Genomic DNA, 20,627 nt, shown 5'->3' with positions numbered 1-20,627 from the left:
TCCCGCGCAGAACGACAGGCCAGCGCCCGGCCGCGGGCGGGCGCTGCCCCCGGCCCGAGGCCGGCGCTTTATGGGTCAACCCCTCTACGGGCTGAACGAAGAACCGACAGCGCAAAAGCGCCCGCCCGGGGGGCGGTCGGGCGCTGGCCGGGGCCGCTTCGCGGCTGTTAACCCGGCCGGGGCCTTTGGCCGATGTCTGCGAAAACGCGCAGCCCTCAAGGCCGCGTCGTCAGCCCTCAGCCTCGGCCCAGACGCCGGCCAGCATGTCGCGCAGCGCGGCCAGGGCGGGGGCGGCATCCTCGCAATCGGGGCCGATCCGCACCGCGATCTGCCCGGCATAGCCCAGCGCCGGCACGCAGGCCTTGCGGATGGTCAGCCGCAGGCCCTGCGGCCCGGCCTCGATCCGCTCCACCGCGTCTTCGGCGCCGAAATCCTCATCCGTCACTTCCATCCAGACCGGACCACCGGCAAGCGGCTGGCGGAACAGCAGATAGGGTTCGTCGTCATCCTCGCCCTCGGCAAAGCCGATGAACAGCAGCCCCTCGTCCTCCACCACCGAGGCATAGGCGGCGCGGATTGTGATGTCGGCCATGTCGGGCCCTCCGGTTACGGCCATTTCGCCACCGGCGGCAGGCTCATCAGCACGGCACTTGCATCATGGCCGGTTTCCAGCCCGAACTTGGTGCCACGGTCATAGACAAGGTTGTATTCGGCATAAAGCCCGCGATGCACAAGCTGCGCCTCGCGGTCGGCGTCTGACCAGACCGTGCCCAGCCGCCGCTCGGTCACCGGCAGGAAGGCGGGCAGGAAGGCGCTGCCGACGGCCTGGGTAAAGGCGAAATCCGCCTCCCAGTCGCCGGTGTTCAGATCGTCATAGAAGATGCCGCCCACGCCGCGCGCCCGGCCCCGGTGCGGCACGAAGAAGTATGCATCGGCCCAGGCCTTGAACCGGCTGTAATAGTCGGGGGAATGGGCGTCGCAGGCCGCCTGCAACTGCGCGTGGAAATGCGCGGTATCCTCGGGGTATTCCAGACAGGGGTTCAGGTCGGCCCCGCCGCCGAACCACCAGGCGCCCGGCGTCCAGAACATCCGCGTGTTCATATGCACCGCCGGGGTGTGCGGGTTCACCATATGCGCCACCAGCGAAATGCCGCTGGCCCAGAAGCGCGGGTCGTCGGCCATGCCCGGCACACCGCGCGCCGCCATCGCCTTCTGCGCCCGCTCGCCCAGGGTGCCATGCACGGCAGACCAGTTCACGCCCACCTTTTCAAACACCCGCCCCCCGCGCATGACCGACATGATGCCGCCGCCGCCATCGGCGCGGCTGGTCGGCGTCACCTCGAACCGGCCGGGGCTGCCGGGGCCATCGAACCGGGTTTCCAGATCCTCGAAGGCGGCGGTGATGCGGTCGCGCAAGCTGCGGAACCAGGCCGAGGCGCGGTCCTTGCGGTCTGTGAAATCCTCGGTCATCGGCGCTCCCCCCTTGCGTGCGCCCCTGCCTAACAAACCGGGCCGCCGCTTCCAACCAGTTTGGCATATCGCGAGCAGAGGTTTAGTCTGGGGCCAGACCCGGACACGGCCCGAGTCGCATCAACCCGAGTGCGCCATGAAACGTCTTGCCCTTCCCCTGCTGGCCCTTCTGGCCGCCTGCGGCACCCCGCAGGAACAATGTATCAGCCGCGTCACCCGTGACCTGCGCACCGTCGACAGGCTGATCGCCCAGTCCGAAGGCAATCTGCGGCGCGGCTATGCGATCGAGGAATATACCGTCCGCTACCCGACCTTCCGGCCCTGCCTGCGGCCCGGCCGCCCCACGGCCGAAAACCCCTCGCCCGCGCCGGTGACAGGAACCTGCCGCGACTGGGATGTCGAAACCCACACCCGGCCCAAGGCGATTGACCTTGCGAACGAGGCGCGGCTGCTGGAACAGCTCAAGGCCAAGCGCAAGCAACTGTCGCGCGCGGCCGAACCGGGCATCGCGCAATGCCGGGCGGTCTATCCCGAGTAACGCTCAGAAGACGGGCGCGGCGACCACATCCAGCAGGCCGCGCCCGCCATCGACCGGGATCACCTGCCCGGTGACAAAAGACGACGCATCGGATGCCAGATATTGCACCGTTTCTGCCAGCTCGTCCGGGCCGGCGATCCGGCCCAGCGGGGTGCCGGCGGTGATGCGGCCGCGCAGTTCGGGTTCTTCCTTCAGCACGGCCTGCAGGCTGGCGCTCATCATGCTGCCGAAGGACACCGCGTTGACGCGAATCCCCTGCGGCGCCAGCACCACGGCCATGGTGCGCGTCATCTGTTCAATGGCGGCGGCGGCCATGGAATAGGCCAGCAGCCGCGGCTGCACCCGGCTGGACGCAATCGACGACAGGTTGATGATCGACCCGATGACCGCGCCCCGCTCGGTGCCGCCGCCCGCGGTGCCGCTGCGCTCGGCGGCCTGGATCATGCGCTTCGCCGTCATCTGCGTCATGCGCAGCGCGGTCATCACGTTCTGCTGCCACATCGCCTCAACCCCGTCTTCCTCGGGGTTCATCGCATCGGCCCGCAGCGCGCGGCGGCTGGCGTTGACCAGAATGTCCACCTTGTCAAAGGCTTCATGCGTGGCAGACAGCAGGTTGACGATGGTCAGCTTCTGCGTCAGGTCGCCTGCGAACATCCGCACCGGCCCTTCGGCACGGGCCTCGTCGCCCACCTCGGCCTCCAGCCGCGCCTCGTCGATGTCGGCGAACATCACATTGGCGCCCTTGTCCACCAGATGCCGGGCGATGGCCAGACCAAGGCCATTGGCGGCCCCGGTCACGATGGCAGTCTTGCCAGAGACGGAAAAGCTCATGGAAACCTCGGGGTTGTCAGCGCGTCGCGCGGCGGGGTTTCGCCGCACGGATCAGGCGGAAGGCGGCATCGCCGCCAATGTCCTCAACCGTCAGGAAGTGTTCTGTCAGCGCGGCATCATAGGGCAGGTGCCGGTTTGCAACCAGCCAGAGCACGCCATCGGGCGCCAGCATCCGCCGGGCGGCGGCGATGAAGGCCGCGCCAAGGCCGGGATCGGCGGCACGAGTGGTGTGGAACGGCGGGTTCATCACCACCGTCTCAACCAGCGACGCAGGCCGGAACCCGGTGGCATCGGCCCAATGGAACTGCGCGCGGGGATCGGTGATGTTGTCGCGCGCACAGGCCAGCGCATCCGCCTCGGCCTCGACCAGATCCAGCCGCTTCACGCCCTCGCGCGCCAGAACGGCGGCCGACAGATAGCCCCAGCCCGCCCCCAGATCCACCACCTTGGGCCCCAGCTTCGCCGGCAGCGCCGCCGCCAGCAGCGCCGACCCGCGATCGGCCCCGTCGGCGGAAAACACGCCGGGCCGGGTGACGAAGCCCCCCTCCACCGGACGCGGCCGCGCGGCCCAATCCTCAAGCCCCGGGCCGGCGGGGAACACCGCCAGCTTGCCATGCGCCTTGGACAGTGCCTCGCCCAAGGCAACACGGGCGCGCAGATCCTTCAGCGTCGGGTCGATGCCATCGGTCTTCTGCCCGTCCACCACCACCGGACCGCCGGGCACCACCGCGGCGGCCGCCTCGGCCAGCAGGGCGCGGGCATGGTCGCGCGCACGCGGCAGGCAGACCAGCGCGGCCGCATAGGGCGGCGCGGGGTCCACCGCATAGCCGGCGGCGCGGAAGGCATCATGATCGGGGCGAAAGCCCGTCAGCACCACCACACGGTCACGCGGCAGCGCCGACAGGTCGTCGCCCGCCTGCGGACGATAGACCGCGATCCGCCCCTCGGGCGGCAGAACAAGGGCGCCTTCGGCCAGCGCCATTTCAAGCCGGGAAGATTGCATGGGCAGGCGCGCGGCGCCCTATTCCTTTTCCATGGTGCATTGCAGCGGGTGCTGATGACGGCGTGAAAAGTCCATCACCTGCGCCACCTTGGTTTCCGCCACTTCAAAGCTGAACACCCCCACCACGGCCAGCCCCTTCTTGTGAACGGCCAGCATGATGTCGAACGCCTGCGCGTGGCTCATGCCGAAGAACCGCTCCAGCACATGAACCACGAATTCCATCGGCGTGTAATCGTCGTTCAGGATCAGCACCTTGTACATCGGCGGGCGCTGGGTCCGCGTCTTGGGCTTGGTCAGGATCGACGTGTCATCGCGCGGTCCATCCGTCTTGTCGGACAGGGTCAGGGGGCGATGCGACACGGGGGGCTGCTCCGATTTTCAGGATTCGGCAGGGTGGGTGATGACGGAAATATAACCGATTTTGCCGCAACGAAAAGGGGGGCGGCATTGCGCGCCTCGCCACGGCGTTGCAAAACCCGCCGGCAAGGGGGGCGCAGATGATCACCACCATCGGATTCGATGCCGACGACACGCTTTGGCAGAACGAGGCCTACTTCCGCCTGACGCAGGATCGTTTCGCCGACCTGCTGGCCCCCTATGCCGCGCCCGACCATCTGCATGACCGGCTTCTGGCCGCCGAACGGCGCAACATCGGCGCCTATGGCTTCGGGGTAAAGGGTTTCACCCTGTCGATGATCGAAACCGCCATCGAGGTGACCGAAGGCCGCGTGCCCGCCAGCGTGATCTCGGAACTGCTGGGCACCGGGCGCGCCATGCTGGACCATCCCGTCGAACTGCTGCCGGGCGCGCGGGAAACCGTGGCCGCACTGGCCGGCGATTTCCGCATCCTCTTGATCACCAAGGGCGATCTGCTGCATCAGGAACGCAAGCTGGCGCAATCGGGCTTGGGCGACCTGTTCGATGCGGTCGAAATCGTGTCGGACAAGACGCCCGACATCTATGCCCGGATCTTTGCCCGTCACGGCACCGGCGCCGGTCAGGCGCTGATGGCGGGCAATTCGCTGAAATCCGATGTGCTGCCGCCCCTCGCCGCCGGGGCCTACGGGGTTTATGTGCCCCATGGCCTGACCTGGGCGCTTGAGGCCGCGGAAGAGCCGGTCGGCAACCCGCGCTATGCCCGGCTGGACAGCCTGACCGGCCTGCCCGCCCATCTGCGGGCGCTGGCCGGCTGACGCGGCGGTCAGGGCACCACCTCCGCCTGCCGCCCGGGCCGCGCCTGCCCCTGCTGCACCTGGCTGCGCCCCGCCTTCTTGGCCGCATAAAGCGCGGCATCCGACGCCTTCAGCACCGTCGCCGGGTCGGACCCCGCCCCTTCGGGAACCACCACATAGCCGATGCTGCCCGCAATCCGGCAGCTTTCATCCTGAACGGCGATCGGCCGACGCAGCTCCTCGATGATGCGGGTGGCGATGCGGGCCACCCGCAGCTCGTCCACCAGACCGGGCAGGATCAGCACGAATTCATCGCCCCCCACCCGCGCCAGCGAATCCATCGACCGGCATTGCCGGCGCAGGATGCCGGCCACCACGCCCAGCACATGGTCGCCCGCGGCATGGCCCAGCCGGTCATTCACCTGCTTGAAATAGTCCAGGTCCAGATGCAGCAGCGCAAAACCGATGCCTTCGCGGCACAGCCGCGCCAGCAGGCTGTCGCTGGCCCGGCGGTTGCGAAGCCCGGTTAGCGGGTCGGTCAGCGCCTCCTCCTCGGCCTGCAACCGCGCGCCATCCAGCCGCCCGCTCAGCCCGCGCATTTCCGCCAGAACGGCGGCATTGGCTTCGGCCAGATACAGCACCTCCATCGTCATGTCGGTGGGGGCGAAATCGGCCTCGCTCAGTTGCAGCAGCCCCACCGCGCGCGGGCAGTCGATGCCGAAGGACAGATCGACCAGATAGCCGCCGCCAGCCCCCCCAAGCGGCACCGCCAGCCCGCGCAGCCGCAAGGCCGGGGCCGTGCCGCGCGGCAGAAGGTTCAGCTTGTGGCCCACCCGCGCGGCAAATCCCGCCATGTCGACAATCCGCGCCGGGGCGCGCATCTCGAACAGCGTCAGGATCGACCGGCCCACCAGCCTTTGCCCGGCAAACAGCCGCTGCAGCGTCGGCCCGGCCGCCCGCACCCGCCCCTGCGCGGAAATCACCACATGCAGCGGCATCAGCCGGTTCAGCGCGGCCTGCGGCAGACAGATCCCTTCGCGCCGCGTCCCCGCGCCCTCAGCCATGCGCCGCATCCCTGGGGGCCAGCCGGAAACTGCGGCCGGCGGCGAATTCGGGTTCATGCAGCCGGATCGACAGTGCCACCCCCGGATCGGGCAGCGGTTCGGGTTCGATCACCACCAGCGCCCCGTAATCATCGGCCATGGCCCGCAGGATGCCGGTCAGCACATGGCCCAGCGCCGGCAGCGCCAGCGGGCAGGACAGCACATACTGGCTGGGCCCCGTCTCCTCCAGCATCACCGGCGGCAGCGCCGCCTCGGGCAGGGCCAGCCGGGCGCGGTCGGGCAGTTCTTCCAGCGACAGCAGGAAATCGCCATAGGTCGCGCCGCCAAAGCGCAACAGCCGCCGCGGCGCGGGATAGGCCGGATTGGTGACGATATGGGTTCCCAGATCCTCCAGCACCGTCTCGACCGGCCGTTCCAGAATCTCGGCCGCGGTGGCCAGCACCCGGTCGAACAGCGGCCGGTCATAGGGCAGCAGCGGTTCGAACCCCTCGCCCATGAAGCCGACCTGCGTCAGCACCTGCCCCCAGGGCCGTGGCCCGAAGGTGGTGCAGACATAGCTTTGAAAGGCGCGCAACAGCAGTCCGAACATCCCGCAGCCCAAGCTGATTCCCCGGCCAAGGCTAGGGGGCGGCGGTTAACAATGCGGTAAGACGGGGCGGTGGCGAGCCGTCAGAAGTCGGTCGGCGCGCCACCTTCCTGCTTGCGGCGGGCCACGAAGCGGGTCAGCTCCTCGCGCGCGGCGTGGTCCATCGCCGGCGCCTCGAACTCGGCCAGGATCTGCTTGTAAATCCGGTGCGCCCGCTCGACCGTCCAGACAGACCCGTCGGCCTGCCAGGCCTCATAATTCCGCCAGTCCGAAACGAAGGGCGCATAGAAGGCGGTCTGATACCTGTCCTGCGTGTGCTGAACGCCGAAATAATGCCCGTTCGGCCCCACGTCGCGGATGGCATCGAAGGCCAGGTCGTCGTCGGTGCTGGCGAAGGTGGCCTCTTCGAAATACCGCTGGATCATCTGCAGCACTTCGCAGTCCATGATGAACTTCTCGGGGCTGGCAATCAGCCCGCCCTCCAGCCAGCCCGCCGCGTGATAGACCATGTTGGTCCGGCTTTGCACCGCAGACCACAGGCTGTTCGAGGTTTCCCACATCGCCTGCCCGTCCGGCACATTGGCGGCGCACACCCCGCTGGCGCGCATCGGCAGCCCGTAGAACCGCACCAACTGCCCCGTCATCTGGGTGGCACGCATGTATTCCGGCGTGCCAAAGGCCGGCGCGCCCGATTTCATGTCCACATTGCTTGTGAAGGTGCCGATCGCCACCGGGCAGCCCGGCGCGATGTATTGCAGCAGGACAATCGCCGCCAGCGCCTCGGCAATCGACAGCGCCACCGCGCCCGCCATGGTGACCGGCGCCATCGCGCCCGCCAGCGTGAAGGGTGTCACCACCACCGGCTGGCCGCGCTTGGCCAGCCGCATCGCCCCGTCCAGCATCGGGAAATCATGCTTCAGCGGGCTGACCGAGTTGATGTTGGTATACATCCGCGGCCGCGCGTCGAATTCGGAATGGGACAGACCGCCCGCGATGCGGACCATCTCCATCACATCCTCCACCCGCTCGGCCCCCAGCGAATAGGCGTGAACCACCTTGTCGGTCAGCGTCAGCTTTTCATGCAGGCAGTCCAGGTGGCGAACGCTGGCGTGAATGTCCACCGGCTCGACCGGATAGCCGCCGGCCACATGGATGCAGTTGAAATACTGCGTCAGCTTCATGAATTCCTTGAACGTCTCGAAATCGCCTGACCGCTTGCCGCGCTCCATGTCCCAAGCGTTCGGCGGGGACGAGACGTTGACGAAGACCATGTGCTTGCCGCCCATGATGATCTCATGGTCCGGGTTGCGCGGGGTGATGGTAAAGGTCTCGGGCGCGCGGCCGACCATTTCCATCACGAAATCCTCGTCCATGCGGACATTTGTTCCGTTGACGATGCAGCCGGCCTTTTTCAGATGCGCCACCGCATCGGGGTTCAGGAACTCGATCCCGATCTCGGACAGGATGCGCATCGCCGCCTTGTGGACACGCTGCACGCCTTCGGCATCCAGCGGCTCGGTCGGGCGGTCGGGGTTCAGCGGAATCCGCCAGGGCATCTGCTCGATGGCGGCCGATCCGGCGCGTGCCTTCATGCCGGCACGGCCTCCGGCGCGGCGCTTGCGGCCCTGGTCATCGGTCATGGATCGTCCCCCTGGAAATCGTCTTCCCCAGAAGATGACCCCAGCGCCCGCCGCCGTCGCGTTTTTGGCGACGCAAATATGTCGCTTTCAGCGCATGGCCACGCCAAACTCAGCCGGAAATGCCGTCCAGCAGCGCCGGAATGGCCCCGATGTTGGGCAAGACCGCCTCGGCCATGGGGGCCAGATCGCCGGCGGTGGCAATGCCGGTCAGCACCGCCAGCGTCCGCATTCCCGCCGCACGGCCCGCCTCAAGGTCATGCAGGCTGTCGCCCACCATGAACACCCGGGCCGGGTCCAGCCCCTGCGAGGCGGCAAAGGCCTGGCACATGCCGGGGCCGGGTTTCGGCCCATAGCCGGAATCGTAACCGGCGATGAAATCCAGCAAGCCGGTCAATCCATGCGCCTCAAGATGCGCCCGCGCCGGGGCCTCGCTGTCATTGGTGGCGATGCCCAGCCGCAGGCCGCGCGCCCGCAGCGCGGTGAACAGCGGCACCAGCGGTACGGCTTCCGACATGGTCACGCCGGCGGCGGCCTCGTCGATGGTGGCGCGCAGGCTGGTCAGGTCGTGGTCCGGCAGATGCGGCAGCAGCGCCGCCGCAATATCGGCGGCCGTCGCCGCAATCACCACGCTGTCAGGGCGAAAGCTGCGCTCGGCCGGCAGATAGCCAATGGCCTCGGCCATCGCGGCATGATGCGCCCTGTCCCGTGCAAGACCGGCCAGGAAATCCTCGGCCCAGCGCCCCCAACTGATGCGGAAATCGAACAGCGTGCCATCCTTGTCGAAGACGATCCCGTCAATCATGCCGTCCGCAGCCTCCCCGTTCCGGTCAGTGTCGCAGTGTTGCGTGTCGGCGCGGTGAAAGGCAATCACGTCCAGTGCGGAATCTCGCCCCCCGACAGCGCCCCCCGCGCCCGCAGCACGGTTTCGGGCGCCACGCCGGCCGCCGCGGCAAAGCCCAGCACCCGCGCATCCTCGGCCAGCACGAAATCCAGCACCGAGGCCAGCAGGTCAGGATCGCCCGCCCGCGCCCGCACCTCGTCCAGACTGGTGCCAGCGGCGGCCAGGAACTCGGCAAAGGCGTCCTCCTGCGCGGCCAGATGGGCCAGCGCCTGCAAGGCAAGGGTCTGCGCGGTGTCAGGGTTCATGGCAAAGTTATCCCCAGAAATTAAGTCTGTCTTCACAATCCCCTCGCGAAGTCGTGCGCCCTCCGGCGGCGCATCCCGACACTTTGAAAGGATTTGTTAACCTTCTCGGTAACACATTGCTCACCATCAAGCGGTGAATGCCAGATTGGGCTGAGAGAAACCATGCACGGGCGAATCCTCATCGTGGATGATACGGCGACAAACCGCATCGTCTACAAGGTCAAGCTCAGCGACGCGTTCTACGAACCGTTGCTGGCCGCCGACGGTGCCACCGGGCTGCGCCTTGCCCAGGACGCCGCGCCCGATCTTGTGCTGCTGGACCTGTCGCTGCGCGACCTGCCTGGCCCCGAGGTGCTGCGCCGGCTGAAGGCCAACCCGCTGACCCGCGCGATCCCGGTCATCGCGCTGTCGGCCAGCCCCGGCGCCGCCGACCGCGGCCTTGCCCTGGCCGCCGGCGCCGATGACGTGATGAGCCGCCCCCTGAACGATGCCGCGCTGCTGGCCCGGATGCGCAATCTGCTGCGCCTGCGCGAAGAGGCGCGCTTCGTCACCCGCGCCTGGGGGCATGAAGCGCCCTCGATCCTGGGCATGGCCGAAGGTGCCGCCCCGTTTGACCCCGCCCCGTTCACGCCCGCCGGCACCGTGGCCCTTGTCACCAGCCGGGTCGAACTGGCGCTGGCCTGGAAACACCAGTTGCGCCGCCAGATGCGCGACGGACTGGTGGTGATGTCGCGCGAACAGGCGCTGGCCCTGCCGCCCGCCCGCGATTCCACCACCCCCGATGTCTTTGTGGTCGAGGCCGATCTCGACGCCCCCGGCGGCGGCCTGCGGCTGATGTCGGAACTGGGCAGCCACGCCGGCACCCGCCACAGCGCCACCTGCATCATCACCCCCGGCGAAGATGACGAAACCACCGTCATGGCCTTCGACATGGGCGCCGATGACGTGCTGTCCGCCCGCCTGTGCGACCATGAGCTTGCCCCCCGCCTGCGCACGCTGATCGCCCGCAAGCGGCAGGCCGACCGCATTCGTGCCACGGTGGAAGACGGGCTGCGCCTGTCGATCATCGACCCGCTGACCGGCATCTACAACCGCCGCTACGCCCTGCCCCGGCTGGCCGGCATCGCCGCGCAGGCCGCCTCGGAAGGCTCTGATTTCGCGGTCATGGTGGTGGATCTCGACCGCTTCAAATCGGTGAATGACCGCTTCGGTCATGCCGCCGGCGATGCCGTCCTTGTCGAAGTGGCCCGCCGCCTGTCCGAAAACCTGCGCCTCACCGACATGTTGGCCCGCATCGGCGGCGAGGAATTTCTGGTCGCCCTGCCGCAAACCACCCTGCCCGAGGCTGAGCGCGTCGCCGAACGCCTGCGCCAGATGGTGTGCGAGGCGCCGGTCACGCTGCCCTCGGGCGACGGGCTGCATGTCACCGTCTCGATCGGCGTGGCCCTGGGCGCCCGGCGGTCCGAACAGACCGAAGATGTCTCGACCCTGGTCGATCGGGCCGATCAGGCGCTGCTGTCGTCGAAATCCGCCGGCCGCAATGTGGTGACCTTCAGCCGCAACGCGGCCTGACGGCGTTCAGTTGCCCGTGTTGTCGGGCGCGGGCGCCGGGGGTTCCGCCTTGCGGTCCTTGTCCCTGGCCTTCTCCTTGCCGGGCTTGTCCTTGCCTTTTTCCATGTCGCGGTCCTGCCGCGACGCGCGTTTCAGTGCCTTTTCCAGCCGGTCGGCAAACTCGGCCCGCGCTTCGGGCGACATCGCCTTCAGATGGCCGGCAATCACCTCGCGCCCCTTGGCCAGCATTTCGGCATTGCGGTTGGCGATGGTGGCCAGCGCGCTGTCCAGCGCCGCCGGGTCCAGCACCGGCGCCCGCAGCACCGTGACCAGTGCTGCGAAATCGGCCTGCATTTCCGCCCGCCCCCGCACCAGTTCCGGTGCGCTGCGCAAGAATTCGGCCCGCAGCGCCTTGCGGTCCTGATGGCTCAGCGCCTCGCCCAGCGGGCCGAAGCCCAGGTCGCGGTCGCGGCGTTGCGGCGGCCCGCCGTCGCGCAGGAAGGCCCCGGCGGCCAGGCCCGCCACCGCAAGGTTCAGCGCCAGCGAAACGCCCAGCAGCAGCTTCACCCAGCCGGCCGTGCGGACGGGCGCGGGCGTAGGCGTAGGCGGCGGCGTTTCGGCAGGCGGGGCAACGGGTTCGGTCATGGATCAACCCTCGGTCATGAAGATGTCGGCGGCGGGAACCAGTTCGATGCCCGAAGCCGTGGAAAGATAATCATCGGTCAGCCAGGTCAGGGCCGAGGGGTTGTTGTAGCCCACCGCCAGCCCGATCATCGCCGCGCAGCCAAGGCCCGCCAGCAGCCCCGCCCCGCCGAAGCCGGCCGCCAGCGCCGCCCAGGGCCCCGCCCGCCGCTGCGGCACCGCCACCGGGGCAGCCACAGGCGCGGCCACAGCGGCGCGCGGCTGTTCGGCCAGCGCATCGGCCAGCACCCGCGACAGGAAATCGTCAGACGGGGTAACTGCCGGCGTCGTCCGGGCCTCGGCCAGGAGACGGTCAAGATCACGATCGTTCATCGCTCAGTCTCCTTCATATCCCAGCGCCTCGCGCTGGCCGGCAAGGGCCTGCGCCAACGCGCGTTTTCCCCGGGCAACAAGGCTTTCGACCGCCTCGATCCCCACCCCCAGCACCGCGCCGATCTCGGGGTTGGACAACCCTTCCAGATGGCGCAGCACCACCGCTTCGCGCTGCCGGTCGGGCAAGGCCGCCAGAGCGCGCGCCAGTGCGCCTTGCCGGTCGGCCTCGATCATCTGCGCCACGGCGCCGGGCGCGTCGTCGGCCACCTCGGGCGCATCGTCCAGCGCGCCCTGCCGGTGGCGGCTGCGTGCCCGCAGCCGGTCGGTCGCCAGGTTCGACACCACCCGGTAAAGCCAGGTCGAGACCTTGGCCTCGCCCGCGCGCCAGCCGGGGGCGGCCCGCCACAGGCGCAGCAGCGCCTCTTGCGTCACATCCTCGGCCTCGGCCCGGTCGCCGCCCAGCAGCCGGGCCGCAAAGCCCAGCACACGGGGCGCCAGCCGCAGCGTCAGGGTCCGCGCCGCCACAGGGTCGCCGGCGGCATAAAGCGCCAGCAGCGCCTCGTCCGTCATCGTCGTCTCTGCGGGAATGTCGCGGGCCATGCTCATGCCAGGGTCTTAGCGCAGGCCGGGGGGCCTGCGCAAAGGTTGCGCTCAGTTCCAGCCCCAGCCCCAGACATCCTCGCCATGGCCGCCAGGACCCTTGCCGCCCTTCTTGCCCTTGTGGCCCTTCTTGTCGTCCAGCCATTTCATGGCGTCGGCCAGTTCTTCCTTGGTCACCGACCCGTCATTGTCGGCATCGGCCAGATCGAACACCCGGCCGTCCATCCGGCTCGCCGGCAGTTCGGCGGGCGACAGCTTGCCGTCCTTGTCGGCATCCAGCTTGCCGACCATCCGCTCGGCGCCCTTCATCATGCGCGCCTCGATTTCCTTCAGCCGCATCGCCACCAGTTCTTCCTTGCTCAGGAAGCCGTCCTTGTCGGCATCGGCCTCGGCAAAGCGGGCCGCGCGCCAGGCGTCGATCTCGGCCTGGGTCACCTTGCCGTCCTTGTCGGTGTCCATCGCATCGAAGTTCTCGAACATGACCGGCGCCTTGGCGTCAGGGGCCGCCGCAGGCTTGGCGTCCGGCGCGGGGGTTTCCTGGGCGGCGGCGGTCATGGCCAGCAGCGCCGTGGTGGCCAGGGCAAGGGTCAGGGTGCGGGTGATCATCGTGGTCATCCTTCGTTTCATGGGCAGGCACAGCAGGCGGCTGCGTCCCTTCATCACCAACAAACGCTTGCCAAAGCGGATTCCGTCGCAGAAACCTGCGTCATGCCGCCACAGCGTCACAACGCGCCCTGTGCGCGCATTTGCCCCGTATCTATTCTGCATCCAACGGTATACCGTTCTACAGTGCCCTTTCCCTTGCGGAGCAGACCATGCTCAACATTGCCCAACTGAACGAAACGCGCGCGGCCGCCACGCTTGAAGACGGGGAACGCCCGCTCTGGCCCGCGATGCACCGGGGCTGGCGCTGCCGCTGCCCGAACTGCGGTGCAGGCCCCATGATGAACGGCTATCTCAAGGTGCGCGACACCTGCGCCGTCTGCGGCGAAGACCTGCACCACCAGCGCGCCGATGATGGCCCGGCCTATCTGACGATCCTGATCGTCGGCCATCTGATGGCCCCGCTGATGCTGTTCGTCTTCACCCGCTACCGGCCCGATCCGCTGATTTCGGCCACCATCTTCTCGATCGGCTGCGTGGCGCTGTCGCTGTTCCTGCTGCCGCGCATCAAGGGCGCGATGGTGGGGCTGCAATGGGCCAAGCGGATGCACGGATTCGGCCAGAATGACGGCTGAGGCGATTCGCCCCGCCGCCACCGTGATCCTGACCCGCCCCACGGCAACCGGCCCGCAGGTGCTGATGGGCCAGCGGGGCGCCGGAGCCGCCTTCATGCCGTCGAAATACGTCTTTCCCGGCGGCGCGGTCGATGCCGACGATGGCTGGACCGGCCCGCTGCCGCTGGCCGCCGCCTGCGCGGCGCGGCTTGCCAGCGCCCCGGTGCCAGCCCCGGCGCTGGTCGGGGCCGCCTGCCGCGAACTGGCCGAGGAAACCGGCCTGACCTTCCGCCCCGGCGCCGCCGCCCTGCGCTTCGTGTTCCGCGCGATCACGCCCCCCGGCCGCAGCCGCCGCTTCGACGCCTGCTTCTTCCTGGCCGATGCCGCCGGGCTGGCCGGCGACCCGGACGATTTCTCGGCCGCCTCGGATGAGCTGTCGCATCTGCACTGGATCGGCCTGGCCGAGGCGCGGTCGCTTGACCTGCCCTTCATCACCGAAGTCGTTCTGGCCGAGGTGACGAACCTGATGAACGGCGGCGATCAGCCCGGCGTGCCGTTCTTCGACAATTCCGGCACCGTCCCCACCTTCCGCCGCCTGATCTGACCGTCGGAAACGACAGCACCCGCCCTTCTGCGGGGCGGGTGCCGGATCGTTCGCGCGGTGGGCCAAGCCTCAGTTCGGGCTCTTGCGCCCCTTGCGGCCCTTGGCGGGCGGCTCTGCCTCTTCCAGCGCCTCGACCACCACCGCATCCAGAACTTCGCCCTCCAGCACCACGGCCTCGGGCGCGTCGGCCTTCGGCGTGGCTTCTGCGGCAATGTCTGCAACGGGGGCCGCCGCTTCCGGCGCAGCCGGGCCAACCGACACCACCACGGTTTCCTCGGGCAGGTCATCCGGCTCGGCGTCCGACTTGTTCACCGGCCAGACAGGATGCGGCACCGGGTCCTTGGCCTTGAGGAAGTATTTCGAGAACACCTCGGAATAGCTCTTGAAGACATAGCCGTCGTTGCGGCGCTGGTAATGCTCGCGCTTGGCGGCATACATCTCGGGCAGCTTGTACCACGGCACATTGGGGTGCATGTGGTGAACAACGTGATAGTTGTTGTTCAGGAACAGATAGGCCAGCGGCCCCTTGTCCTCGATCACCACCGTCCGGGCGCGGAACTTCTCATGCGCGCGGTGTTCCAGATAGGTGCGGATCTTCAAGAGCGACGCCCCCAGATAGGCCGACAGCACCCAGGCCCAGACCGGCATCGAGCCGACACCCAGAATCCACCACAGCGCCAGCATCACGCCAATGCCGTGCAGCGCCCAGGACAGCGCGATCCGTTCGTTCCCCGCCTTGATCTGCGCGATGTCGCCGCGAATGAACGACACCAGCCCGATCGCCGGGCCCACCAGCATCCGCCCCGCCAGCGTGTTGTTGAACCGCAGCAGCGCCTGATAGCGCGGGGTCAGCTTGTTCCACACCTCGGGGTCAAGGAAGTTCGACTCCGGGTCGTCATAGGGGTCGGTCAGCGCCGGGTCGTAATGGTGCTGAAGATGCGTGTCCCGGAACCGCAGATAGGGGTAGAACAGCCCGATGGCCGGGAACACCAGCAGATGGTTCAACGTGGCATTCTTCGTCGGGTGGCCGTGCAGCGCCTCATGCTGAAGCGAGGAGTGCTGCGCGATGGCCACCGCGGCCAGCAGCAGCCCCAAAGGCGGCAGGGCAGCCCACAGAACCGATGTCGCAAGGCCCCAGGCCACATAGGTGCCCGCCAGCAGCAGCAGGGTCGGCCATTCGACCTCAACAGTTTCGTTGCGCATTTCGTGACGCCTCCGTGTCCGTCTCGCGTTTCGCGACAACACCTCTTACGCGCATCACCGCCCCGAAAGATATGCTTCCAGAACCGCGAACTTGTCGGTTTCAGGACAACACAAGCCGATCCCGTTCCACAAGCACGACATGGCCCAGAATCCCCGGCTGCGACCTTGTGAAGCAAGCCCGGCCCGCGGCCGGACCGGCGTCAGAACGGCCGCAGTCCGGCCTTGGCATAGCCGTTGAATTCGAAGATCTCGGCGGCGGCGGTCAGCCGGTCGGGCGGAATGGCGCCCCGGTCCAGCACGAAGCCGAAGCTGCCGTCGGGCGTGGCCACCGCCAGCGTGCGATAGCCGCTATCCACCCAGATCACCCACCAGTCGGCCATGCCCGGCACCGCCAGCCGCCCCGGCCCCGCCTGCCCCAGCGGCCCGCTGGCGCGCACCTCGCGCCCGTTCAGGCACAGCCGGGCGGAAATCTGCAACCCGCCCGCGCCGCGCGTGATCTCGGCCCCGCCGGGGGCGCAGCCGGGTAGGTCGCCCGCCGCATAGGCCGCCACCTGCCGCCAGCTTCCCTCGATCCGGGCCGGCACGAAGGCCGCCGCCGACCAGATGCCGGCCGAGGCCGGACGAAACGCCGTCCCGCGCTGCGGCGCCGAAGAAACACAGGCGGCCAGCGCCAGTACCGTCACCAGGGTCAATCGAGACAGAGCGTCATCCTCCGGCCAGAGTCATCCAGAATGTCATTGCAGCCAAACAGCGGCTGGAACGGCGCGCAGGTGCCCGACCGGGCCAGGCAATCGCCCTTGCATTGCGTGCCCGAAGTGCAGGACTTCGCCCCTTCGCCGGTATAAGTCACGCAGGCGCGCACATTCCCGGCGCCGGCCTTGGCCCAGATCCCCTTCTTCTTTTCGCAGGCGATCTGCGCGGCGGTCTTTTCCGCCTCGGGCACCACAGGGGCCGCTTCGGGCGCAGGCGGTGCTGCCTCCGCCGGCTTGGCGGTCTCCGCAGGGGCCGGGGCGGGGGCGGCAGGCGGGCTTGCGGGCGCCGCCGCCGGTTTCACCGCCGCAGGCGGGGCCGCAGGCACCGGGGCCACCGCCCCTGCCGCAGCCGCAGCCGCAGCAGCGGGCGCGTCCAGCGCCGAAACCTCGATTTCCCCGCCGGTCACCGGGTTCGCGGCGACCGCGGGTTCGGGGGTTGCCCGCTTGCCTGACCCCAGCCAGGGCACGCAGGCCCCCAGCATCAGCGCCAGCAGCAAGGCAAGGGCTGCCTTGGGAAAACGTCCTGTCATCGGCTTCCTGCCGTTCCTGCTCTTTTTCCCAGATGTGCCCCGAAAGCGGCCCGCGCCGCAAGCACCTTGGTGGGGCGCCTTGGTAGGGCGCTTCAGTAGGGCCGCGGGTTTTCGCGATGCGCCGCCGCGATCTCGGCCAGCACCTCGGGCGACAGCACCAGCCCCGCCGCGCCGATGTTGGTTTCAAGCTGCCCCAGCGTCGTGGCCCCGATGATCGGGATGGTGGTAAAGGGCCGCGACCGGCAGAAGGCAATCGCCATCTGGCAAGGGTCCAGCCCGTGCCGCGCCGCAATCCCCAGATAGGCCGCCACCGCCGGGAAGACCCGCGGCGTGATCCGCCCGCTCAGATCGGGGTTCAGCGCCCGCCGCGTGCCCTCGGGCGTCACGTCGCCGGCGTATTTCCCGCTCAGCAAGCCCGTCGCCAGCGGCGAAAAGGCCAGTAGCGGCATGTCCTCGATCAGGCTCAGCTCGGCCCAGTCGGTATCGAACTGCCGGCACAGCAGGCTGTATTCGTTCTGCACGCTGACCATGCGCGGCAGGCCCAGCGTCTCGGCCAGATGCAGCCAGCGCGCCGCGCCCCAGACGCTTTCGTTCGACAGGCCGATGGCCCGGATCTTGCCCTCGGCCACCAGAGTCTGCGCCGTGGTCAGCACGTCCACCATCTGCGCCGTCTCGCCCGCGCGGTCCACGCCCTGCGGCGCGTAATTCCACGCCTGGCGGAAATGATAGCTGCCCCGGTTCGGCCAGTGCAGTTGGTAAAGGTCAACGTAATCCGTCTTCAGCCGCGTTAGAGACCCTTCCAGCGCGCGGCGCAGGCTGCGTCCGGTGATCGGCTCGCCCGGCCGCACCACCTGCCCCTTGCCGGTGACCTTGGTCGCGATCACCAGCCGCGACCGCCCGCCCCGCGCGGCCAGCCAGGTGCCGATGATCTCTTCGGTGCGGCCCACCGTCTCGGCCCGGACCGGGTTCACCGGATACATCTCGGCGGTGTCCCAGAAGGTCACCCCCCGCTCCAGCGCCAGATCGGCCTGGGCATGGCCCTCGGCCTCGGTGTTCTGGCTGCCCCAGGTCATGGTGCCCAGGCACAGCTCCGAAACGGTCAGGCCCGACTGGCCCAGCGGAATCATCTTCATCGCGCACTCCCTTTCCCGCAAGGCTAGTGCCCAAAGCGGCGCTGTCCATCCGCCGCCGTCACCGGGCCCCGCATTGTGCGGTAAACTTGCCGGGAAATGCCCGTCGCGGGGGCACCCGCCCTGCCCTGCCTCTGGCCCTTGGCCTGCGCGCGCGCTAAACAACCCGGCATCCGCGACACAAGGCACCCCAGATGGCACGCATCCTCATCACCTCCGCCATCCCCTATATCAACGGGATCAAGCACCTCGGCAATCTTGTCGGCAGCCAGTTGCCCGCCGACCTGTTCGCCCGCTACATGCGTGGCCGCGGCCATGAGGTGATGTTCCTCTGCGCCACCGACGAACACGGCACCCCCGCCGAACTGGCCGCCGCCAAGGCCGGCAAGCCGGTGCAGGAATACTGCGCCGAGATGCACAAGGTTCAGGCCGATCTGGCCCGCGGCTTCCGCCTGTCGTTCGATCATTTCGGTCGCTCGTCCAGCCAGCGCAACCACCGCCTGACGCAGCATTTCGCCGGCCGGCTGGCCGACAACGGCCATATCGCCGAAGTCAGCGAAAAGCAGGTGTTTTCCATCGACGACAACCGCTTCCTGCCGGACCGCTACATCACCGGCACCTGCCCGAACTGCGGCTATGAAGCGGCGCGCGGCGACCAGTGCGAAAACTGCACCAAGCAGCTTGACCCGACCGACCTGATCAACCCGCGCTCCTCGATTTCCGGCAGCACCAACCTTGAGGTGCGCGAGACCAAGCACCTGTACCTCAAGCAGCGCGCGTTGAAAGACAAGCTGGAAGCCTGGATCGACTCCAAGACCGACTGGCCGGTCCTGACCACCTCGATCGCCAAGAAATGGCTGAACGATGGCGACGGGCTGCAAGACCGCGGCATCACCCGCGACCTGCACTGGGGCATCCCGGTGCGCCGGGGTGACCAGCCATGGCCCGGCATGGAAGGCAAGGTGTTCTACGTCTGGTTCGATGCCCCCATCGAATACATCGCCTGCACCGCCGAATGGGCCGATGCCAACGGCAGGCACGATGCCGATTGGGAACGCTGGTGGCGCACCGACAAAGGCGCGGCGGACGTGACCTATTATCAGTTCATGGGCAAGGACAACGTGCCCTTCCACACCCTGTCCTTCCCCGCCACCATCCTTGGCTCGGAAGAGCCGTGGAAGATGGTCGATTACCTCAAGTCCTTCAACTATCTGAACTATGACGGCGGCCAGTTCTCCACCAGCCAGGGCCGCGGCGTGTTCATGGATCAGGCGCTGTCGATCCTGCCCGCCGATTACTGGCGCTGGTGGCTGCTGAGCCACGCCCCCGAATCCAGCGACAGCGAATTCACCTGGGAAAACTTCCAGGCCAGCGTGAACAAGGATCTGGCCGATGTGCTGGGCAATTTCGTCAGCCGCGTCACCAAGTTCGCCCAAAGCAAGTTTGGCGATACCGTGCCCGCAGGCGGCGACTACGGCCCGCAGGAACATGCGCTGATCGCCGATCTGGGCGCCCGCATCCGCGACTATGAAGCCTGCATGAACGCGATCGAGGTCCGCAAGGCCGCCGCCGAGTTGCGGGCGATCTGGGTCGCGGGCAACGAATACCTGCAATCCGCCGCCCCCTGGACCGCCGTCAAGACCGACCCCGACCGCGCCCAGGCCATCATCCGGCTGGCGCTGAACCTGATCCGCGTCTACGCGATCCTGTCGCGCCCCTTCATCCCCGATGCGGCCGAAACCATGATGCAGGCCATGGGCAGCACAGACTGGACCTGGCCCGATGACCTGCCCGCCGCCATGCGGACCCTGGCCCCCGGCCAGCCGTTCAGCGTGCCGGAAAACCTGTTCCGCAAGATCACCGACGACGAACGCGCCGACTGGCAGACCCGCTTTTCGGGCGTTCGCAGCTAAGGGCCGCCGCCTGCCCGCGAAAATGCACAGGGGAAACGCACCGCGTTTCCCCTTTGTCCTTCCGGCATCGGGAAAACCTGACCCCGGAATTGATGACAACCAAATTCATTTGCCGGAATCCGCCAAGTCAGGCAGATTTTTCCGGCACCCAACCCTTGGCAGTTTCCGCCAATCCACCACGGGTTCCTGCAGAGTTTACCTTAGGGAGAATGACATGAAGCGTTTTCTGACTGCCCTTACCCTGTCGGCCGCCGTTCTGGCCTCGCCCGTGCTGGCGCAAGAGGCCGCCAAGCCCGCTGCGAATCCCGCCGCCCAGGCCGAAGCGCAATCCACGCTGCAAACCGCCAATGCGATGATCAACTACGGCCGCTCCAAGAAGGACGCCCTGGCCATGATCGCCGGCGTGCAGATGATGGTGGCCGTGGCCCAGGGCACCACCATCGAAGCCGGCGGCCAGCCGATGGATCTTGGCAAGGTGCTGGACGAAGCCGTCGCCCTGGCCGGCGATGATCAGCTTGTCATCGCCAAGGCCGAAGCCCTGCGGGACGAGGCCGAAACCAAGACCCGTGGCGCCTGCTACTGGGAATACTGGTGCGACTGGTATGGCTACTGCGAATACTGGTACGTCTGCTACTGATCCAGCCGCTGCCGGCTGATCTTCGG

At 68.1% G+C, this 20,627-nt stretch carries 25 protein-coding genes; 7 read left to right on the top strand and 18 right to left on the bottom strand.

Annotated features, from left to right (window positions below; all coding sequences use genetic code 11):
* Positions 1 to 229: 229 nt before the first annotated feature.
* On the bottom strand, positions 230 to 592 hold the full coding sequence (locus B6K69_RS15145) for a hypothetical protein (RefSeq protein WP_108644388.1): 363 nt from the start codon (positions 590 to 592) through the stop codon (positions 230 to 232).
* Between the two features lie 14 nt (positions 593 to 606).
* Positions 607 to 1,470: an oxygen-dependent coproporphyrinogen oxidase gene (gene hemF / locus B6K69_RS15140; protein ID WP_108644387.1), complete on the bottom strand. Its 864-nt coding sequence runs from the start codon at positions 1,468 to 1,470 to the stop codon at positions 607 to 609.
* Between the two features lie 136 nt (positions 1,471 to 1,606).
* Here hemF and B6K69_RS15135 point away from each other — a divergent pair, with 136 nt between their 5' ends.
* Positions 1,607 to 2,008, top strand: coding sequence for a hypothetical protein (locus B6K69_RS15135; protein ID WP_108644386.1), 402 nt, complete (start codon positions 1,607 to 1,609; stop codon positions 2,006 to 2,008).
* Between the two features lie 3 nt (positions 2,009 to 2,011).
* Here the strand turns inward: B6K69_RS15135 and B6K69_RS15130 are convergent, their stop codons facing one another.
* From B6K69_RS15130 to clpS, 3 genes are read right to left on the bottom strand one after another with little or no spacing between them, the layout of a single operon-like run.
* Positions 2,012 to 2,839 (bottom strand): SDR family NAD(P)-dependent oxidoreductase, encoded by an 828-nt coding sequence (locus B6K69_RS15130; RefSeq protein WP_108644385.1) that lies wholly within the window; start codon positions 2,837 to 2,839, stop codon positions 2,012 to 2,014.
* 16 nt (positions 2,840 to 2,855) lie between these two features.
* Positions 2,856 to 3,842 carry a class I SAM-dependent methyltransferase gene (locus B6K69_RS15125; protein WP_108644384.1) on the bottom strand — a complete coding sequence of 329 codons (987 nt, stop codon included), beginning with the start codon at positions 3,840 to 3,842 and terminating at the stop codon, positions 2,856 to 2,858.
* Between the two features lie 18 nt (positions 3,843 to 3,860).
* On the bottom strand, positions 3,861 to 4,202 hold the full coding sequence (gene clpS, locus B6K69_RS15120; protein WP_107674042.1) for an ATP-dependent Clp protease adapter ClpS: 342 nt from the start codon (positions 4,200 to 4,202) through the stop codon (positions 3,861 to 3,863).
* Positions 4,203 to 4,339: 137 nt separating this feature from the next.
* Between clpS and B6K69_RS15115 the strand changes: the two genes are divergently transcribed.
* On the top strand, positions 4,340 to 5,035 hold the full coding sequence (locus B6K69_RS15115; protein ID WP_108644383.1) for an HAD family hydrolase: 696 nt from the start codon (positions 4,340 to 4,342) through the stop codon (positions 5,033 to 5,035).
* A gap of 8 nt (positions 5,036 to 5,043) precedes the next feature.
* Here B6K69_RS15115 and B6K69_RS15110 read toward each other — a convergent pair whose 3' ends face one another.
* The 5 genes from B6K69_RS15110 to B6K69_RS15090 form a co-directional block, all read right to left on the bottom strand.
* Positions 5,044 to 6,078 (bottom strand): GGDEF domain-containing protein, encoded by a 1,035-nt coding sequence (locus B6K69_RS15110; protein WP_146161950.1) that lies wholly within the window; start codon positions 6,076 to 6,078, stop codon positions 5,044 to 5,046.
* The gene (locus tag B6K69_RS15105; protein ID WP_107674039.1) at positions 6,071 to 6,667 is read right to left on the bottom strand and encodes a heme NO-binding domain-containing protein; all 597 of its coding nucleotides are present in this window, start codon (positions 6,665 to 6,667) and stop codon (positions 6,071 to 6,073) included. Before B6K69_RS15105 ends, B6K69_RS15110 begins: the two co-directional genes overlap by 8 nt.
* An 80-nt stretch (positions 6,668 to 6,747) precedes the next feature.
* Positions 6,748 to 8,304, bottom strand: a complete 1,557-nt coding sequence (locus B6K69_RS15100) for a trimethylamine methyltransferase family protein (RefSeq protein ID WP_108644381.1) — start codon at positions 8,302 to 8,304, stop codon at positions 6,748 to 6,750.
* Positions 8,305 to 8,413: 109 nt separating this feature from the next.
* Positions 8,414 to 9,106, bottom strand: a complete 693-nt coding sequence (locus tag B6K69_RS15095) for an HAD family hydrolase (RefSeq protein ID WP_107674097.1) — start codon at positions 9,104 to 9,106, stop codon at positions 8,414 to 8,416.
* A gap of 65 nt (positions 9,107 to 9,171) precedes the next feature.
* On the bottom strand, positions 9,172 to 9,450 hold the full coding sequence (locus B6K69_RS15090; protein ID WP_108644380.1) for a DUF3572 family protein: 279 nt from the start codon (positions 9,448 to 9,450) through the stop codon (positions 9,172 to 9,174).
* Between the two features lie 162 nt (positions 9,451 to 9,612).
* On the opposite strand from B6K69_RS15090, the gene B6K69_RS15085 reads away from it, so the two are divergent.
* The gene (locus tag B6K69_RS15085; RefSeq protein WP_108644379.1) at positions 9,613 to 11,022 is read left to right on the top strand and encodes a diguanylate cyclase; all 1,410 of its coding nucleotides are present in this window, start codon (positions 9,613 to 9,615) and stop codon (positions 11,020 to 11,022) included.
* Between the two features lie 6 nt (positions 11,023 to 11,028).
* Here the strand turns inward: B6K69_RS15085 and B6K69_RS15080 are convergent, their stop codons facing one another.
* From B6K69_RS15080 to B6K69_RS15065, 4 genes are read right to left on the bottom strand one after another with little or no spacing between them, the layout of a single operon-like run.
* On the bottom strand, positions 11,029 to 11,646 hold the full coding sequence (locus B6K69_RS15080; RefSeq protein WP_108644378.1) for a periplasmic heavy metal sensor: 618 nt from the start codon (positions 11,644 to 11,646) through the stop codon (positions 11,029 to 11,031).
* A gap of 3 nt (positions 11,647 to 11,649) precedes the next feature.
* Positions 11,650 to 12,015: a dihydroorotate dehydrogenase gene (locus tag B6K69_RS15075; RefSeq protein WP_108644377.1), complete on the bottom strand. Its 366-nt coding sequence runs from the start codon at positions 12,013 to 12,015 to the stop codon at positions 11,650 to 11,652.
* Positions 12,016 to 12,018: 3 nt separating this feature from the next.
* Complete coding sequence (locus B6K69_RS15070) at positions 12,019 to 12,615, bottom strand: RNA polymerase sigma factor (RefSeq protein WP_418260558.1); 597 nt, start codon at positions 12,613 to 12,615, stop codon at positions 12,019 to 12,021.
* A 51-nt stretch (positions 12,616 to 12,666) separates the two neighbouring features.
* The gene (locus B6K69_RS15065) at positions 12,667 to 13,230 is read right to left on the bottom strand and encodes an EF-hand domain-containing protein (protein ID WP_164681971.1); all 564 of its coding nucleotides are present in this window, start codon (positions 13,228 to 13,230) and stop codon (positions 12,667 to 12,669) included.
* 200 nt (positions 13,231 to 13,430) lie between these two features.
* Between B6K69_RS15065 and B6K69_RS15060 the strand changes: the two genes are divergently transcribed.
* Both B6K69_RS15060 and B6K69_RS15055 read left to right on the top strand, forming a co-directional pair.
* Entirely contained in the window at positions 13,431 to 13,853 is a 423-nt protein-coding gene (locus B6K69_RS15060) for a DUF983 domain-containing protein (RefSeq protein ID WP_108644374.1), read from the top strand.
* Positions 13,843 to 14,436 carry an NUDIX hydrolase gene (locus B6K69_RS15055; protein WP_108644373.1) on the top strand — a complete coding sequence of 198 codons (594 nt, stop codon included), beginning with the start codon at positions 13,843 to 13,845 and terminating at the stop codon, positions 14,434 to 14,436. The genes B6K69_RS15060 and B6K69_RS15055 overlap by 11 nt, the downstream gene beginning before the upstream one ends.
* Positions 14,437 to 14,505: 69 nt before the next feature.
* On the opposite strand, the gene B6K69_RS15050 is transcribed toward B6K69_RS15055, so the two are convergent.
* The 4 genes from B6K69_RS15050 to B6K69_RS15040 all read right to left on the bottom strand — a co-directional run bounded on the left by B6K69_RS15050 (position 14,506) and on the right by B6K69_RS15040 (position 18,054).
* Positions 14,506 to 15,639 (bottom strand): fatty acid desaturase, encoded by a 1,134-nt coding sequence (locus B6K69_RS15050; protein WP_206340522.1) that lies wholly within the window; start codon positions 15,637 to 15,639, stop codon positions 14,506 to 14,508.
* Positions 15,640 to 15,839: 200 nt separating this feature from the next.
* Positions 15,840 to 16,322 carry a lipocalin/fatty acid-binding family protein gene (locus B6K69_RS15045; protein WP_228156864.1) on the bottom strand — a complete coding sequence of 161 codons (483 nt, stop codon included), beginning with the start codon at positions 16,320 to 16,322 and terminating at the stop codon, positions 15,840 to 15,842.
* Between the two features lie 5 nt (positions 16,323 to 16,327).
* Positions 16,328 to 16,921, bottom strand: a complete 594-nt coding sequence (locus B6K69_RS18250) for a hypothetical protein (RefSeq protein WP_164681844.1) — start codon at positions 16,919 to 16,921, stop codon at positions 16,328 to 16,330.
* Positions 16,922 to 17,013: 92 nt separating this feature from the next.
* Positions 17,014 to 18,054 (bottom strand): aldo/keto reductase, encoded by a 1,041-nt coding sequence (locus B6K69_RS15040; RefSeq protein ID WP_108644371.1) that lies wholly within the window; start codon positions 18,052 to 18,054, stop codon positions 17,014 to 17,016.
* A gap of 191 nt (positions 18,055 to 18,245) precedes the next feature.
* On the opposite strand from B6K69_RS15040, the gene metG reads away from it, so the two are divergent.
* Positions 18,246 to 19,964, top strand: a complete 1,719-nt coding sequence (metG, locus tag B6K69_RS15035; protein ID WP_108644370.1) for a methionine--tRNA ligase — start codon at positions 18,246 to 18,248, stop codon at positions 19,962 to 19,964.
* 214 nt (positions 19,965 to 20,178) lie between these two features.
* Positions 20,179 to 20,601 carry a hypothetical protein gene (locus B6K69_RS15030; protein WP_108644369.1) on the top strand — a complete coding sequence of 141 codons (423 nt, stop codon included), beginning with the start codon at positions 20,179 to 20,181 and terminating at the stop codon, positions 20,599 to 20,601.
* Positions 20,602 to 20,627: the final 26 nt, after the last annotated feature.

Source organism: Pseudogemmobacter blasticus (assembly GCF_003071405.1).
Lineage (GTDB): Bacteria > Pseudomonadota > Alphaproteobacteria > Rhodobacterales > Rhodobacteraceae > Pseudogemmobacter > Pseudogemmobacter blasticus.
Note: the sequence above shows the minus strand (reverse complement) of the source record. Positions and strands in the feature narration are given on the sequence as shown.

Coding starts and splice junctions, on each gene's coding strand:
- B6K69_RS15135 (WP_108644386.1), top strand. CDS start 1,607: ATGAAACGTCTTGCCCTTCCCCTGCTGGCCCTTCTGGCCGCCTGCGGC.
- B6K69_RS15080 (WP_108644378.1), bottom strand. CDS start 11,646: ATGACCGAACCCGTTGCCCCGCCTGCCGAAACGCCGCCGCCTACGCCT.
- B6K69_RS15145 (WP_108644388.1), bottom strand. CDS start 592: ATGGCCGACATCACAATCCGCGCCGCCTATGCCTCGGTGGTGGAGGAC.
- B6K69_RS15105 (WP_107674039.1), bottom strand. CDS start 6,667: ATGTTCGGACTGCTGTTGCGCGCCTTTCAAAGCTATGTCTGCACCACC.
- B6K69_RS15085 (WP_108644379.1), top strand. CDS start 9,613: ATGCACGGGCGAATCCTCATCGTGGATGATACGGCGACAAACCGCATC.
- B6K69_RS15095 (WP_107674097.1), bottom strand. CDS start 9,106: ATGATTGACGGGATCGTCTTCGACAAGGATGGCACGCTGTTCGATTTC.
- B6K69_RS15110 (WP_146161950.1), bottom strand. CDS start 6,078: ATGGCTGAGGGCGCGGGGACGCGGCGCGAAGGGATCTGTCTGCCGCAG.
- B6K69_RS15075 (WP_108644377.1), bottom strand. CDS start 12,015: ATGAACGATCGTGATCTTGACCGTCTCCTGGCCGAGGCCCGGACGACG.
- B6K69_RS15060 (WP_108644374.1), top strand. CDS start 13,431: ATGCTCAACATTGCCCAACTGAACGAAACGCGCGCGGCCGCCACGCTT.
- B6K69_RS18250 (WP_164681844.1), bottom strand. CDS start 16,921: ATGACAGGACGTTTTCCCAAGGCAGCCCTTGCCTTGCTGCTGGCGCTG.
- B6K69_RS15100 (WP_108644381.1), bottom strand. CDS start 8,304: ATGACCGATGACCAGGGCCGCAAGCGCCGCGCCGGAGGCCGTGCCGGC.
- B6K69_RS15070 (WP_418260558.1), bottom strand. CDS start 12,615: ATGGCCCGCGACATTCCCGCAGAGACGACGATGACGGACGAGGCGCTG.
- metG (WP_108644370.1), top strand. CDS start 18,246: ATGGCACGCATCCTCATCACCTCCGCCATCCCCTATATCAACGGGATC.
- B6K69_RS15055 (WP_108644373.1), top strand. CDS start 13,843: ATGACGGCTGAGGCGATTCGCCCCGCCGCCACCGTGATCCTGACCCGC.
- B6K69_RS15030 (WP_108644369.1), top strand. CDS start 20,179: ATGAAGCGTTTTCTGACTGCCCTTACCCTGTCGGCCGCCGTTCTGGCC.
- B6K69_RS15040 (WP_108644371.1), bottom strand. CDS start 18,054: ATGAAGATGATTCCGCTGGGCCAGTCGGGCCTGACCGTTTCGGAGCTG.
- hemF (WP_108644387.1), bottom strand. CDS start 1,470: ATGACCGAGGATTTCACAGACCGCAAGGACCGCGCCTCGGCCTGGTTC.
- B6K69_RS15125 (WP_108644384.1), bottom strand. CDS start 3,842: ATGCAATCTTCCCGGCTTGAAATGGCGCTGGCCGAAGGCGCCCTTGTT.
- B6K69_RS15090 (WP_108644380.1), bottom strand. CDS start 9,450: ATGAACCCTGACACCGCGCAGACCCTTGCCTTGCAGGCGCTGGCCCAT.
- B6K69_RS15130 (WP_108644385.1), bottom strand. CDS start 2,839: ATGAGCTTTTCCGTCTCTGGCAAGACTGCCATCGTGACCGGGGCCGCC.
- B6K69_RS15065 (WP_164681971.1), bottom strand. CDS start 13,230: ATGACCACGATGATCACCCGCACCCTGACCCTTGCCCTGGCCACCACG.
- B6K69_RS15115 (WP_108644383.1), top strand. CDS start 4,340: ATGATCACCACCATCGGATTCGATGCCGACGACACGCTTTGGCAGAAC.
- B6K69_RS15050 (WP_206340522.1), bottom strand. CDS start 15,639: ATGCGCAACGAAACTGTTGAGGTCGAATGGCCGACCCTGCTGCTGCTG.